General features: G+C 34.9%; 15 protein-coding genes. 11 read left to right on the forward strand and 4 right to left on the reverse strand.

Annotated features, from left to right (window positions below; genetic code table 11):
* Positions 1-27 precede the first annotated feature (27 nt).
* The 3 genes from rbfA (at position 28) to ribF (ending at position 2,376) form a co-directional block, all read left to right on the forward strand.
* Positions 28-375, forward strand: coding sequence for a 30S ribosome-binding factor RbfA (rbfA, locus tag AC4BC7_RS02005; RefSeq protein WP_207940253.1), 348 nt, complete (start codon positions 28-30; stop codon positions 373-375).
* 124 nt (positions 376-499) lie between these two features.
* Complete coding sequence (gene truB / locus AC4BC7_RS02010; RefSeq protein WP_490503678.1) at positions 500-1,420, forward strand: tRNA pseudouridine(55) synthase TruB; 921 nt, start codon at positions 500-502, stop codon at positions 1,418-1,420.
* Between the two features lie 14 nt (positions 1,421-1,434).
* Positions 1,435-2,376 carry a riboflavin biosynthesis protein RibF gene (gene ribF, locus AC4BC7_RS02015; protein ID WP_490503679.1) on the forward strand — a complete coding sequence of 314 codons (942 nt, stop codon included), beginning with the start codon at positions 1,435-1,437 and terminating at the stop codon, positions 2,374-2,376.
* Between the two features lie 30 nt (positions 2,377-2,406).
* Here ribF and AC4BC7_RS02020 read toward each other — a convergent pair whose 3' ends face one another.
* From AC4BC7_RS02020 to hemW, 4 genes are all read right to left on the reverse strand, one after another.
* The gene (locus AC4BC7_RS02020; protein WP_490503680.1) at positions 2,407-2,667 is read right to left on the reverse strand and encodes a DUF3923 family protein; all 261 of its coding nucleotides are present in this window, start codon (positions 2,665-2,667) and stop codon (positions 2,407-2,409) included.
* A 139-nt stretch (positions 2,668-2,806) separates the two neighbouring features.
* Positions 2,807-3,733 (reverse strand): CAP domain-containing protein, encoded by a 927-nt coding sequence (locus AC4BC7_RS02025; protein ID WP_490503681.1) that lies wholly within the window; start codon positions 3,731-3,733, stop codon positions 2,807-2,809.
* A 329-nt stretch (positions 3,734-4,062) separates the two neighbouring features.
* Positions 4,063-4,836 (reverse strand): HAD family hydrolase, encoded by a 774-nt coding sequence (locus tag AC4BC7_RS02030; protein WP_490503682.1) that lies wholly within the window; start codon positions 4,834-4,836, stop codon positions 4,063-4,065.
* Between the two features lie 79 nt (positions 4,837-4,915).
* Complete coding sequence (gene hemW / locus AC4BC7_RS02035; RefSeq protein ID WP_207940259.1) at positions 4,916-6,079, reverse strand: radical SAM family heme chaperone HemW; 1,164 nt, start codon at positions 6,077-6,079, stop codon at positions 4,916-4,918.
* Positions 6,080-6,320: 241 nt separating this feature from the next.
* Here hemW and hrcA point away from each other — a divergent pair, with 241 nt between their 5' ends.
* From hrcA to AC4BC7_RS02075, 8 genes are all read left to right on the forward strand, one after another.
* On the forward strand, positions 6,321-7,361 hold the full coding sequence (gene hrcA / locus AC4BC7_RS02040) for a heat-inducible transcriptional repressor HrcA (RefSeq protein ID WP_490503683.1): 1,041 nt from the start codon (positions 6,321-6,323) through the stop codon (positions 7,359-7,361).
* Positions 7,362-7,377: 16 nt separating this feature from the next.
* Positions 7,378-7,947 (forward strand): nucleotide exchange factor GrpE, encoded by a 570-nt coding sequence (grpE, locus tag AC4BC7_RS02045; protein WP_207940261.1) that lies wholly within the window; start codon positions 7,378-7,380, stop codon positions 7,945-7,947.
* 49 nt (positions 7,948-7,996) lie between these two features.
* Positions 7,997-9,820 carry a molecular chaperone DnaK gene (gene dnaK, locus AC4BC7_RS02050; protein WP_207940262.1) on the forward strand — a complete coding sequence of 608 codons (1,824 nt, stop codon included), beginning with the start codon at positions 7,997-7,999 and terminating at the stop codon, positions 9,818-9,820.
* A gap of 168 nt (positions 9,821-9,988) precedes the next feature.
* A complete protein-coding gene (gene dnaJ, locus AC4BC7_RS02055) occupies positions 9,989-11,149 on the forward strand; it encodes a molecular chaperone DnaJ (protein WP_207940263.1) in 1,161 nt (386 codons plus the stop codon).
* A 297-nt stretch (positions 11,150-11,446) separates the two neighbouring features.
* Entirely contained in the window at positions 11,447-11,932 is a 486-nt protein-coding gene (locus AC4BC7_RS02060) for a hypothetical protein (protein WP_490503684.1), read from the forward strand.
* Entirely contained in the window at positions 11,929-13,116 is a 1,188-nt protein-coding gene (locus tag AC4BC7_RS02065; protein WP_207940265.1) for an efflux RND transporter periplasmic adaptor subunit, read from the forward strand. The genes AC4BC7_RS02060 and AC4BC7_RS02065 overlap by 4 nt, the downstream gene beginning before the upstream one ends.
* Positions 13,117-13,800: an ABC transporter ATP-binding protein gene (locus tag AC4BC7_RS02070; protein WP_490503685.1), complete on the forward strand. Its 684-nt coding sequence runs from the start codon at positions 13,117-13,119 to the stop codon at positions 13,798-13,800.
* Complete coding sequence (locus tag AC4BC7_RS02075) at positions 13,797-14,993, forward strand: ABC transporter permease (RefSeq protein ID WP_490503686.1); 1,197 nt, start codon at positions 13,797-13,799, stop codon at positions 14,991-14,993. The genes AC4BC7_RS02070 and AC4BC7_RS02075 overlap by 4 nt, the downstream gene beginning before the upstream one ends.
* Positions 14,994-15,113 lie beyond the last annotated feature (120 nt).

Genomic DNA, 15,113 nt, shown 5'->3' on the forward strand with positions numbered 1-15,113 from the left:
TTACGTTAGAAAATAGGAGGTCTCTCAATGGCCAATTATCGTGATCGTAGAGTTGCTCAAGAAATTTTGAAAGAAGTTAATCAAATCTTGAGAAGAAAAGTTCGTGATCCTCGTGTGCAAGACGTCACTATTACAGATGTTCATGTGACCGGAGACTTACAACAAGCAACGATTTATTACAGTATTTTATCTGACTTAGCTTCAGATAAGCAAAAAGCGCAAAGTGGTTTAGAAAAAGCAACAGGTTTAATTCGTCGTGAATTAGGTCATGAGTTGTCGCTTTATAAAACACCTGAATTAATCTTTGAATTAGATGAATCTGTCGTGTATGGCAATAAAATTGACGAAATGATTCGTAATTTAAACAAAGACTAGTCGAAACGGAAACGAGACAGGATTGTTTCGTTTCCGTTTTTTGTTTGAAAGAAATTGTATAATGCGCAAGTGAAGAACGATATGTTATAATAATTGAGGCTAAAAAATAAATTGAGGTGTATCCATGAACGGCATTTTACCCCTATGGAAAGAACGCGGTATGACAAGTCATGACTGTGTATTTAAATTAAGAAAAATTTTACATACAAAAAAAGTAGGACATGGTGGAACATTAGACCCAGATGTAGATGGTGTTTTGCCAATTTGTATTGGCAAAGGGACCAAAGTTATTGAATTTCTCAGTGATTCAGGAAAAATTTATGAAGGTGAAATTACGCTTGGATATAGTACAACGACAGAAGATGTTTCTGGTGAAATTGTTGAAAAACAAGCGGTTGATGTGCCTTTTTCTAATGAACAAATTGACAAAGCAATGCAACAATTGACTGGAGAGATTACGCAAATCCCACCGATGTATTCAGCAGTGAAAGTTAATGGGAAACGATTATATGAATATGCAAGAAATGGGGAAACAGTCGAACGTCCCAAACGTAAAGCTCAAATCGATCTTTTTGAACGGACAACTGAACCTATATGGGATGAAGTTGAAAAAACGCAATCTTGGCGGTTCCGTGTAGTTTGTGGTAAGGGAACCTATGTCCGCACGTTAGCAGTAGATACTGGAAAAGCATTAGGCGTGCCTGCCCATATGTCTGATTTGACGCGTACAGCCAGTGGTGGTTTTACCAAAGAGCAGGCTGTCACCTTAGCACAAGTAGCAGAGGCGATGGAAAACGAAAGCATCGAACAAATTTTATTGCCAATTGAATTTGGTGTGAAAGATTTTCAACGGATTGATATTACGGAAGAGTTATGGAATAAAGTCAAAAATGGGATGCGTTTGCCGTACCAAGAATTTGGCTTTACTGACTTGCCTAAGGAACCTTTCGCAGTTTTTTATCATGCCAAAGTGGTTTGCTTATATCAGCCGCATGAAAAGCAAAAAGGAATTGTGAAACCATTAAAAGTATTACAAACAGAGTGAGGAGCAAAAGCAGAATGAAAGTAATTGAAATTCGTCATCCTTATGAAAAAGCGATGATTCCAAAAGATGATGTAGTTTTAGTCATGGGCTTTTTTGACGGTGTTCATCAAGGTCATCAAAAAGTTATTCAAGAAGGAAAAAAAATTGCCGATGAAAAAGGCTTAAAATTAGCCGTAATGACCTTCAACCAACATCCATCTATTGTTTTTCAAAAAGTCCAACCAGAATTAATGCGTTACTTAACAAGCTTGGATCAAAAGAAACGACTAATGGAACAACAACAAGTCGATTATTTGTATATTGTGGAGTTTACTTCAGCATTTGCTAATTTAAAACCACAAGATTTCGTGGACCAATATATGGTTGACTTAAATGCTGCTTGTGTTGTTGCGGGGTTTGATTATACGTACGGACCAAAAGATGTTGCGAATATGTCTTGTTTAGCAGATTATGCTAAAGGACGCTTTGAGATTCTAACAGTTCCTAAAGAGAGTTTAGCGGATCGTAAAATTAGTTCAACACGTATTCGTGAAAACTTAGACGCTGGACATATGGAAGAAGTGACAGAATTATTAGGTTATGTCTATGAAATTGATGGAACCGTTGTACATGGTGATGCCCGTGGACGAACATTGGGTTTTCCAACTGCTAATATTAAAACCAAAAGTACCACTCGTTTACCTAAAGAAGGTGTTTATGTAACGGAATTGAAAGTTGGTGATACCTGGTATCCATCAATGGGCTCAATCGGACATAATGATACCTTTGAAAAAGGGCGACAATTAACAGTTGAAGTATACATTTTAGACTTTAAAGAAGATATCTACGGTGAACAAGTCTCTGTGCGTTGGAATCATTTTTTACGAGGCCAAGTTGCTTTTGATGGAGCTGAAAATTTAATTAAACAATTAAAACAAGATGAATGCGACACACGCACTTATTTTGACTTAAATTAAGAAGAAGGATTGATTGCTAATTACAGCGTATCAATCCTTCTTTCGTTTTTTCTGTTGTTTTTTAAGACTGACCCCCCAAGTAAGTTGGCAAAGAAAAACAAACAGAAAGAGGACAAAAATAAGAATGAACGAAATTAGTCGAAGTTCAATTGTTTGGATTGTATCAAAAGTGTCTGTTTTTTGAAAGAAAATATATCCAATTGCAACAACAAATAGAATAGACCATAAAATATTTATACCTAACCAAAACGTTTTCAATTTCCCCCACCTCCTATAACTATTAATTATCATAACAAAAAATGAACATTAATAATATAGAAAATTCTGAAAATAAAAGAATTGCAGAATTTTACGAAGTGTAATAATGCGCTAAATCAGCTAACTCAAAAAAATAAGCCTTTACTTTGAATAAAGTAAAAGACTTGTTTTTTTATTTGTAGAACAATTCTGTAAAATAAGGCTGATTCTCTTCGTTAAAAGAAACGCCAATGCCTAGCTTTTCAAAGCCATTATTTAAAATATTTTTACGATGACCTTCTGAATTTAATAAGCCTTGATGCGCAAAGATACTGCTTGCTTGACCATACGCCAGATTTTCGCCAGCTAATGTATAAGAAATTTGATCCTCATTCATACGATCGAAGGGAGATTGTCCTTGTAGATTCATATGGTCAAAATAATTATTATCAGCCATGTCTTTGCTATGTTTGCGTCCAGTTTCTTGCGCTTGATCCGACCAATTTAAAACAGATAATCCTCGTTTAACACGAGAAGCATTCGTCAAATCAAATAATTGTCTCTCGAAACCAGTTTGTAGTTCAGTTGTTTGACTTGCATAAAGATAATTTTTATTTAATTCTAATTGCTGTTCAATAATTTGAATAGCAGTGAGTTTGTCACCATCATGCAAATCATAAAAGAAGGTAATGAAATTATTGTCTATTTGATACACATCATATTCACCTTCACTGTTGATTAGATAATTATAGAGTCCTTTACGAATAGACTCTTCTGGTTCTCCCAGCAAATCACGGATGGTTTGTTTAGTAGTCCCCATTTGAATATCCAGAGTGGAAGCAAGTAATTCTTGATTGGTAAACAACCCTCGAACAATATTGTCTTGGTCATATGCAACCATCATAAAATTTTGATAATTTTGATGATAGCTTGCCCATTGGGTGCCATATTCATTTTGTGTTTGATTAAGAGCAGTACCGTACATGGCTTCGACCTCTTGTTGGCTGTCTCCAATTTCAATATTACCAACTGAAAAAGTTTGAGATTCGGGTTGGGATAATTCTAAAGGTGGGGGTGTTGATTCCTCATTTGTTATCAATTGAGAAACAGAATGTTGCACAAGCTGTGTTCCTTCCGTAAACAACTCAAACCAAAAAGCCCGTGTAAAAAACAATAAAGCGACTATACAGAGAAAATAAAAAGTTCGTTTTAAGATAAAAAACACCTCCTACTAAGTATACTATACTGGATAATTAAGCAATTAGATAAATTGGGAGCCTAAGAGATGCTTTTTCTTAATTCTTTTTTATAGTATAAGCAAAAAAAGTGATGAAATTGGTCTATTTAACAATAAAATATCCGAACGAGAGAGTGTGCTCCTGTAGTCTAGCAGGATTAGCGCTACTCATTCTAAATCGTTCGGATATTTTTCTCTTGTTTTTATTTATGTTACACTTGTTCAATTATCGGTAAAATTTCTTTTAATGAAGTAACTTCATAAGTAGGTTGCACAGCAGCTGGTGTTTGTTGGTGATGATTAATCCAAATATTTGACATGTTCGCACGATTCGAGCCTAAAATATCTGTCATTAAATTATCGCCTATCATAATTGATTGCTCTGGGGATGCATTGGCTGTCTCAAGTGCAAATTCAAAAATTTTAGGATCGGGTTTACCAACCCCAACTTCACCTGAAATAATAATATGCGCAAAATAAGGCGCAATTTCGGGTGTAATTGCTAGCTTTGTTCGTTGCAAAGAAGGTGAGCCATTTGTCACTAATACAAGTTGGTATTTCTCTTTTAATTGGTCTAATACCGTAAAAGTATCTGAATAGACGAACGGATGTTTTTTACGCTCTACAATAAATTGTTGCGCCAATTGTTTTCCTAAAGCTAAATCCTCAATACCACAAGCTTTTAAACCATTTGTCCAAGCGTCCACTTGATAGGTATGGATTAATTGATGCATTTGTTGAAATTCTTCTCCAGGATCATCGAAGGTTCCCCATAACCCTTCAAAAGGATTAATACCAATCATTTGCGTGAAAGCATACGTAGGGTAGCTTTGATATAATTTTGTTGCTTCTTCTCTAACCGCGTTCTCTAATACTTTTGAATCAATTGTGGCAACTGTTTTACAAGTTTCTTGAAAGGCAGTTTTAATACTTTGTTTATCCCACAATAATGTATCATCTAAATCAAAAAAAATAGTTGTAATCATCTGTTTTCCCCTTTGTAGAGCCATGATAAGCTACATTCTAGCAAAAATTAATTGAAAAAGAAATCCTTTTTTCAGTCAGTTACTTAGGTAGTAAAAATTTTTCAAAAACTTCATTTCCAATGAAAAGGCCTTGCTGCGTCAATTGTATGCGATCATTATTGACCACCAGCCAATTTTTTTCTATTAATTCAGGTAAAATTTTACCGTAGACATCCATAAATGAAACATTAAATTTCTCAGCAAAATATTTTTGAGAAATACCTTCTAATTTTCTCAGTCCCAAAAACATCTCTTCTTCAATTTGATTTTCTTTAGTTAACAGCTCTGTTTCAACAATTGGTAATTGGTTGTCGCGTAAAGGGCGTAAATAATGTTGAATCGGTCCAAAGTTTTTATAGCGCTCATTTTTCAAATAGCCACTGGCACCTGCACCGAAACCATAATAATTTTCATTATTCCAATACACGAGATTATGCTGTGATTCTTTGCCTACAGCAGCAAAGTTACTGACTTCATATTGACGATGACCAGATTTTTCCATGGCTTCGATCGCTTCTTCAAACATTTGACTTTCAACTTCTTGTGAAGGGAGTTCTAAGCGGCCTTGTCGTACCCAGTTCATAAATTGAGTTTTATTTTCTAAAATCAATGAATACATTGAGTAGTGAGGCAAACCCAATTCAATGGCGCGATGTAGCGTATCGCGAAAATCTTCCAACGTTTGTCCAGGTAAAGCGTAGATCAAATCAATGCTGACATTATCAAACTGATTTTTTTCAAGAACGCGAATTGTTTCATACACATCTTCTGCCGTATGTTTACGACCAATCTTTTTTAATAAACGATTGTTAAAGGTCTGCACACCCATAGATAAACGATTGACACCATGATGTTTCATGACTTGTAATTTTTCTTCAGTTAAATCACCTGGATTAGCTTCAACCGTAAACTCTTTCGTTGTGTTGGTTGGCAACAAGTGATGAATACCGGTTAATAAAACATCTAATTGTGTGGCAGATAAAGAAGTGGGCGTCCCACCTCCAATGTAAATTGTTTCAGATTGATCGGTAGGATGGACTTGCAACGTTAGTTCAATTTCTTTTAAAAGTAGTTGAATGTATTCGTCCACAGGTTGCCCTTCTAAAAAAACTTTATTGAAATCACAATAGTAGCAAATGTGTTCGCAAAAGGGAATATGGATATATGCCGATGTATTTTTAACTTGGGGTGTTTCTTCAAACATAAATGTGTTTCCTCCAGTATCACAGGTTCTGTGATCGATTGTATTCGAAAAACAGTGTACCATATTTTATATAAGAGGCGATATGTAGAAGTCTTTAATTTAGTCAAAAAGAAAATTAGCACTCTGTCTAGAAGAGTGCTAATTTTTGAGAGTTTCTTCTTGACTTCTATTTTAAATATGATATATTTATACATGTAGTTAGCACTTGATAGACAAGAGTGCTAATCAAGAGGTGATAAATTTGTTAACAGAAAGACAAGAAAATATCTTGCGTCTGATCATCCAAAATTATACAAATTTAGGCCAGCCAGTTGGCTCGAAAAAATTAATGGAGGATGGCATCGAAGCAAGTTCAGCGACGATTCGTAATGAGATGAAGACGCTTGAAGATTATGGATTACTTGCTAAAACACATTCTTCTTCTGGTCGAGTTCCTTCGATGACTGGTTATCGGTATTATGTCGATCACCTATTGACACCTTCGAAAGTAGGTAACGAAGATGTTGCACTGATTAGGCAGTCTTTTGGCAAAGAATTTCACGAGATTAATGAAATTATTCAACAGTCTGCCAATATTTTATCTACCTTGACAAGTTATACGGCATTGTCGCTTGGACCAGATGTAAAGGATCGAAGGCTAACGGGTTTTCGAATTGTTCCTTTAAACAATCGCCAAGTCATTGCAATTATTGTCACAGACAAAGGAAATGTGGAAAGTCAAGTCTTTTCAATTCCGAAAAATTTAAGTAGTGATGACCTTGAAAAAATGGTTCGTATCATTAATGATAAATTGATTGGGCAACCCCTGATGAATGTTTATCATCGTTTACGAACTGAAATTCCGATGATTCTGCATAAATATTTTCAAACGACTGATGGTGTTCTGGATTTATTTGATGGCATGTTAAATCATATTTTTGAAGAGAAGGTTTTTGTCGGTGGACGGATGAATTTATTGAACTTCGAACACAACCAAGACGTGGAACAATTTAAGTCAATGTATTCATTTATGAAGAATTCAGAAAACTTAAACCAATTGTTAGCACCACGCGATGGCGCCATTCAAATTCGAATTGGCTCCGAACTTGGGGACAACCTATTGAATAATATGAGTATGATTCAGGCAAGTTATGACATTGAAGGACACGGAAAAGGAACCATTGCTTTATTAGGGCCTACGAGTATGCCTTATTCGAAAATGTTTGGTTTAGTCGATGTATTTCGCCAGGAATTAGCTTTAACGTTGGTTAATTATTACCGGTCGTTAGATTCGGATAATTAGCTAGTTAATCAATAGCATGATTTCAAATAGAAGGGAAGTTAGTCCATTGTCAGAACAAGAAAAAACTTCTGAAGAAATTATTGAAGAAGTAATGGAAACAAACGAAGAAGAATCGACAGAGGAAACAGAAGTTGTTTCTGAAGCCGATGAACTGAAAAAACAATTAGAAGAAACTGAAGACAAATTCTTACGTGCGCGCGCTGAAATCGCAAATATTACGAACCGTAATCGCAACGAAAGAGAATTGTTACAAAAATATCGTTCACAAGATTTAGGTAAAAAATTATTACCTGCCATTGACAATCTAGAACGTGCGATGAACGCGGAAGTAACTGATGAACAAAGTATCAGTTTGAAAAAAGGTGTGGAAATGGTATTAGAAAGTTTACGCCAAGCTTTGAAAGAAGAAGGTATTGAAGAAATTCCAGCTACTGGAGTTGCTTTTGATCCAAATCTACATCAAGCTGTACAAACTGTGCCTGCATCAGATGACTATCCGTCAGATACGATTGTAGAAGTCTTACAAAAAGGCTATAAACTACATGATCGCGTTTTACGTGCAAGTATGGTTGTTGTGGCACAATAATAAAATTTGATAATTTAATTGAATTGAATACACAAAGGAGATCTTTAATATGAGCAAAATTATTGGTATTGACTTAGGTACAACAAACTCAGCTGTTTCTGTATTAGAAGGCGGAGAAGCTAAAATTATTACAAATCCAGAAGGTAATCGTACAACACCATCTGTAGTCTCTTTCAAAAATGGTGAAATTCAAGTCGGTGAAGTAGCTAAACGTCAAGCAGTGACAAATCCTAACACAATTTCATCAATCAAACGTCATATTGGTGAAGCTGGTTATAAAGTAGAAGTAGAAGGTAAAACATATACACCACAAGAAATCTCAGCAATGATCTTACAATACATCAAAGGTTTTGCAGAAGATTATTTAGGTGAAAAAGTTGAAAAAGCAGTTATCACTGTACCTGCTTACTTCAATGACTCACAACGTCAAGCAACTAAAGACGCTGGTAAAATTGCTGGTTTAGAAGTTGAACGTATTGTTAACGAACCAACTGCAGCAGCCTTAGCTTATGGTTTAGATAAAACTGACCGTGACGAAAAGGTATTAGTATTTGACCTTGGTGGTGGTACATTTGACGTATCTATCCTTGAATTAGGCGACGGTGTCTTTGATGTATTATCAACAGCTGGTGATAATAACCTAGGTGGAGATGACTTTGATAACAAAATCATCGATTATATGGTAGCAGAATTCAAAAAAGAAAACGGCATTGACTTAAGTAAAGATAAAATGGCTGTTCAACGTTTGAAAGATGCCGCTGAAAAAGCGAAAAAAGATTTATCAGGTGTAACAAGTACACAAATTAGCTTACCATTTATTACAGCTGGCGATGCTGGTCCATTACACTTAGAATTAACATTAACTCGTGCAAAATTTGATGAATTAACTGCAGATTTAGTAGAACGTACAAAAGTTCCTGTACGTCAAGCATTAAAAGATGCTGGTATTTCTCAATCTGAAATTGATGAAGTTATCTTGGTTGGTGGTTCTACACGTATTCCTGCAGTTGTAGAAGCTGTCCGTAAAGAAACTAGCAAAGAACCTAACAAATCAGTAAACCCTGATGAAGTAGTAGCAATGGGTGCTGCGATTCAAGGTGGGGTTATCACTGGTGATGTTAAAGATGTCGTATTACTTGATGTAACACCACTTTCATTAGGTATTGAAACAATGGGTGGCGTATTTACAAAATTAATTGATCGTAATACAACAATCCCAACAAGCAAATCTCAAGTATTCTCAACAGCAGCTGATAATCAACCAGCCGTAGACATTCATGTATTACAAGGTGAACGTCCAATGGCTGCAGATAACAAAACACTTGGAAGATTCCAATTAACGGATATTCCACCAGCACCACGTGGAATTCCTCAAATCGAAGTAACTTTTGATATCGACAAAAACGGTATTGTAAATGTTTCTGCGAAAGATTTAGGAACTCAAAAAGAACAAACTATTACGATTAAATCTTCTTCAGGTTTATCAGATGATGAAATCGAACGTATGGTGAAAGATGCAGAAGCAAATGCAGAAGCAGATAAAGCTCGTAAAGAAGAAGTTGATTTACGTAATGATGTAGATGCTTTACTATTCACTGTTGATAAAACATTGAAAGAGCTAGAAGGTAAAGTAGATGCCGACGAAGTGAAAAAAGCTGAAGATGCACGTGATGAATTAAAAGCAGCTGTTGAAGCGAACAACATTGAAGAAATGAAAACAAAACGTGATGCGTTGAATGAAATCGTACAAAACTTAACAGTTAAATTGTATGAACAAGCCGCTCAACAACAAGCACAACAAGATCCTAATGCTGCTCAAGGTGGCGCAGATGATGTGGTTGATGCCGATTTTGAAGAAGTAGATAACGACTAACCTCGTTACTTGTGAAAAGCCAAAGTCATCCGCTTTGGCTTTTTCTTCTGGATTGAAGAGATGAAAATAAACATTTTTTCAAAGGATTTTTTCAAAAGGATGTTCCTTCTTTCGGATTTATGATAAAATACGAAAGACTGTTAAAAGCAAGAAAACGGAGGGAAGCCAATGGCAACAAAACGTGATTATTACGAAGTCTTAGGTTTACAAAAAGGGGCTTCGGACGACGAAATTAAAAAAGCGTATCGTAAGCTTTCCAAAAAATACCATCCAGATATTAATAAAGAAGCAGATGCAGAAACGAAATTTAAAGAAGTTTCAGAAGCATATGAAATTTTAAGCGACCCACAAAAACGTGCAGCCTATGATCAATATGGACATGCCGGTACAGATCCAAACTATGGTGGTGGAGCTGGTGGTTTCGGCGGATTTAATGGCGGCTTCTCAAGTGCTGGTGGATTTGGTGGTTTTGAAGATATATTTGAATCATTTTTTGGTGGAGGAGGCCGTACAGTAAATCCTAATGCCCCTCGACAAGGAGAAGATTTACAATATTCAATTAACCTAAGCTTTGAAGAAGCAATCTTCGGCGTAGAAAAAGATATTCAATACAAACGTGATGAAACATGTCATACATGTGGTGGAAATGGCGCGAAACCAGGAACCCAACCTGAAACATGTCATAAATGTCATGGCTCAGGTACAATCAATGTGGAACGTCAAACACCACTTGGTCGAGTAATGAGTCGTCAAACCTGTGATGTTTGTCATGGTACTGGTAAAGAAATCAAAGATGTTTGTGAAACTTGTCATGGCACTGGACATGAAAAGAAAACGCACAGTGTGAAAGTAAATGTTCCTGCTGGAGTAGAAAATGGGCAACAAATGCGTTTAGCTGGTCAAGGTGAAGCTGGTACAAATGGTGGTCCTTACGGTGATTTATATGTTATTTTCTATGTAGAAGAAAGTGATATTTTTGATCGTGATGGTGCGGAAATTTATTATGAATTACCGCTAAACTTTGTCCAAGCTGCATTAGGTGACGAAGTTAACGTACCAACTGTTCATGGCGAAGTTAAACTAAAAATTCCTGCTGGTACACAAACAGGTACTAAATTCCGTCTACGCGGTAAAGGTGCTCCACGTCTACGTGGTAATGGCAATGGTGACCAACAAGTAACAGTGAAATTGATTACGCCGAGAAACTTAAATGAAAGTCAAAAAGACGCGTTACGTCAATTCGCTGAAGTAAGTGGTCAAAAAACAACAGAACAACAACCAGAAGGCTTTTTTGATAAAATGAAAGATGCGTTTGGAAAGAAAAAATAAATAATTTTAGTAGTAGAAAATCTATCTTAAAAATAGATTTTCTACTATTTTTTATAGAGAAAAAGTCTCTGTAGCTAATCTGAAATTAATCTATATGATTTGATTGATGAAGTGAGCGTCATTTCAAGTTTTTTATAACGCTTAGAATATTTTTTTAAACAAACTAACATTTTTGAAAGGTTGATAAATAAAGTAATGTGGTACACTATAATTAAAGATAAAAGAATAATTAGTTATAATTGTGATTTTTTTAACTTACAATTGTTCTCTATCAAATAAATTAAAAGGAGCAAATTTATGGAAACTGTTAGAAATTTAAAAAAGGCTAAAACTTGGAATATGGTCTTATTAGTGTTATGTAGTATTTTTTTAATCATTACTTTGTTTAGTTTACCTACAGCTTTAAATCCCGATCCCTCATTATATAATGAACAACTACTAGGTCCACAAGCGTCACAACTATATGAACAAGCTAATAGTTTGCAATCTAAAGTGTATGCATCGATTGATGTAGTGATTTCAATTGCTATTGTCGTGTTACTTTTTTTAAATAATCAGAAGTTAAAAAGAAGAACTTTAGCATCTAAAACACCGTATTATTTATATCTAGGTTGGGCTGTAGTGGGCATTGTTTATTCTCTGTTATTTACTCCTTCAGTTGATTTAGGTGAAATGACTCAAATGATGACTATCATAACCTTAGTCGTTCAAATTTTGCTAGCTTTACCAGCAATTTTAACCTTGATTTATTTATTTAAAGCAGACACCGAGGAGGAAATATGAAGAAGGAAAAACGTAAAAAATTAAGTAAAAAGAAACAAATTATAGTAAGCATAGCAGCAGCTATCGTTGCGATTTTAGTCATTGTTATGGCATATATCTATAGTCGTCCAACACAAGCAAAAGAAGATTCATATCAAGTTGTAACTCTTGCAAAGGCTAATCCACTAATCTTTAAAGGTGTTGTTACACCTGCCACCACAGAGGCTTTTTATTATGATCAATCAAAAGGTGATATATCAGATATTTTAGTCCAAAATGGTCAAGAAATTAAAGCCAATACGGCTGTTATGGCATATGAAAATAAAGCTGTTCAAGAGCAGATTGATGAACAAGAACAAAGTTTAGAAAAATTAAACTTTTCTATCCAAACGGCACAGCAAAATTTGGATAATGCCTATGTGAAAAAACAAGAAATTCAAGACAAGCTATATACGGCTTCTACACAGTTTGACAATGCTGATAACAGTACACCTGAAGGACAAGCAATTCGTCAAGAAGAACAAGTAAAAAAAGAGCAATATACGGAAGCTTTATCGGCACAAGATGATGTTATTTTACAAGCACAACAAGCATTGGATTCTGCTTATTTAGATGCGAATAGTGCGAATGAAAGTATTGAAAGTACCCAAAATAAGATGATTACTAATGTTTTTGCTAAAGGTGATGGAATTGTGACGATAGACATGAAAGGAGAGGCGAATCCTGCTGTTCCGTTGATACAAGTGATTAGTAAAGAGACGGTTGTTGAGGCCAAAGTTACAGAATATGACTATAATCGTTTGCAAAAAGATACACCAATCACAATCCAATTAACAAATGACAATACAAAAATTGATGGAACAATTACAAAAATTAATCCTCTACCTGATTCATCTGAAGCAACTCAGACGAGTATTGCGACATATACTTTTACTGTCAAACCAGCTGAAAATATTCAATATGGGTATAATTGCCAAATTATATTGCCGATAGATGAATTGCGTATTCCCGAAAGTGCTTTAGTAACCGATGAAGAACAAGTATCCGTTTTTGTTGTTAAACACGGTAAAGCACATAAGACCCCCGTTTCAATCGAAAAAAAAGATAGTTTTGTCGTTGTAAAGAAAGGGTTATCTGAAAAAGAAAAAATTATTGAAAATCCTGATAATAAACTAAGTGATGGTCAAGAAGTGACGGTGAAATAGATGATTGACTTACAGCATATCAATAAATATTATCAAAGTGAAGAAGAGAGTCTACAAGTTCTTAAAGATATTAATTTACGCATTGAATCAGGTGAAATGATTGCGATTATGGGACCTTCTGGTTCAGGAAAATCCACATTGATTAACTTATTGGGCTTTATCGATAAATCTTTCGAAGGAGAGTATTTATTTGAAGGAGAATCTTTTATTACTTGGTCAGATGACGCTCTTTCAAAAATACGTAACCAAACAGTAGGCTTTGTCTTTCAAAACTTTAGTTTGATTGAAAATAATACGGTATATGAAAATGTCGAATTACCATTGCTTTATAATGGTTATAGTTTCCATCAAACAAAACAAAAAGTTTTAGCAGCCTTGGAAATGGTAGGATTAACAGACAAAGCAACTAAATATCCTAAGCAATTATCAGGGGGACAACAACAACGAGTGGCAATTGCTCGTGCGGTAATTAATGAACCTAAATTTATTATTGCTGACGAACCAACTGGGGCTTTAGATACACATACTTCAGAAGAAATTATGAAACTTTTTGTCCAACTAAATCAAGAAAAAAAGGCTACGATTATTTTAGTTACGCATGATCCAGAGATGATTCCGTACTGCACACGTTTAATTCAAATTCGAGATGGTGCCATTATGGAAGATAAGGAGTTGAATCGATGAATATTTATGTGAATTGGCGGACATCGATTCGTTCTGTTTTTAAAAATCGTAAACGCAGCCTACTAACAATGTTTGGAATTATTATCGGTATCGCTGCAGTCATTACCATTTTAGCAATCGGTCGTGGCTTTGAGAAAGATACGATTAAAAATTTAAATAGTGGAGATTCTGATGCAATTGAAATTCAAGTGAATTTTACTCCAAAAAATGAAAGTTTATATACAAGTAACGTTAATTTTTTTAACGATACAGACCGAGAAGTTATTGGCCAAGTAACTGGAGTCAAGACGGTTACTTATCCTAAAACTGAGGGGACAATTTATAAAGAAATCAGTATTGCAGATAAAAAACAAACCAAGCAAATTTCTTTAGTAAAAAAATCGGTACAGGAAATACTTATTGGAAGAGCGTTAACTACTTATGATAATGATATAGAAAATAATGTGGTAGTTATTGATTCAGTAACCGCTAAAGATTTATATCAAACAGTTGAAAATGCATTAGAACGTGGATTTGAAATTGAAGGCCATTTATTTCAAATTGTAGGAATTTATCAAGGAAACGAAATGGAAAGTATGTTTTCGATGCCTGAGAGTAATATTTCTATTCCAGAGAAAGTTTATGAACGTTACTTTGCAAATGATTCTTCTAGTTCAACCTTAGTAGTTACTTTAGAACAAGATGCTACACCAGCAACTGTAACCACTGATGTAATTAAACGCTTAGAAGAAAAAGGGACGATGAAAGACTTTGGGGAATATATAGTTTTTGATACTGCTATGTTAACGGATGGTATCAGCCAAATATTAGGAACGATTACTTTATTTATTTCCTGTGTAGCAGGGATATCGTTATTAATTGCTGGTGTAGGAGTAATGAATATGATGTATATTTCAGTTTCTGAACGAACCAAAGAAATTGGTATTCGACGAGCTTTAGGAGCGACTCGCAATTCTATTCGTTTGCAGTTTCTTCTAGAAGGAGTAACTTTGACCTTAGTAGGCGGAATTATTGGATATGTCATTGGTATTGCTTGTGCCTATCTGATTGGTTCTTTAATCGATGTTTCAGTTTCCATTGATTTCTTTACAATAGCGTTAGCTGTAGGGGTGTCTAGTGGAATAGGTATTGTTTTTTCTGTAATGCCTGCTTCTGAAGCTGCTAAAAAAGATTTAATCGAGATTTTAAGATAGAAAAAAAGAGACAATAATATAAGACTCATTAACAGTAAAATATCCGAATGATATAGAGTGAATTACTAACCTTTTAACAGGCAGTGTATTTTCTATATCATTCGGATATTTTTATCTTGT

This window comes from Enterococcus sp. AMC1623, from assembly GCF_058216495.1.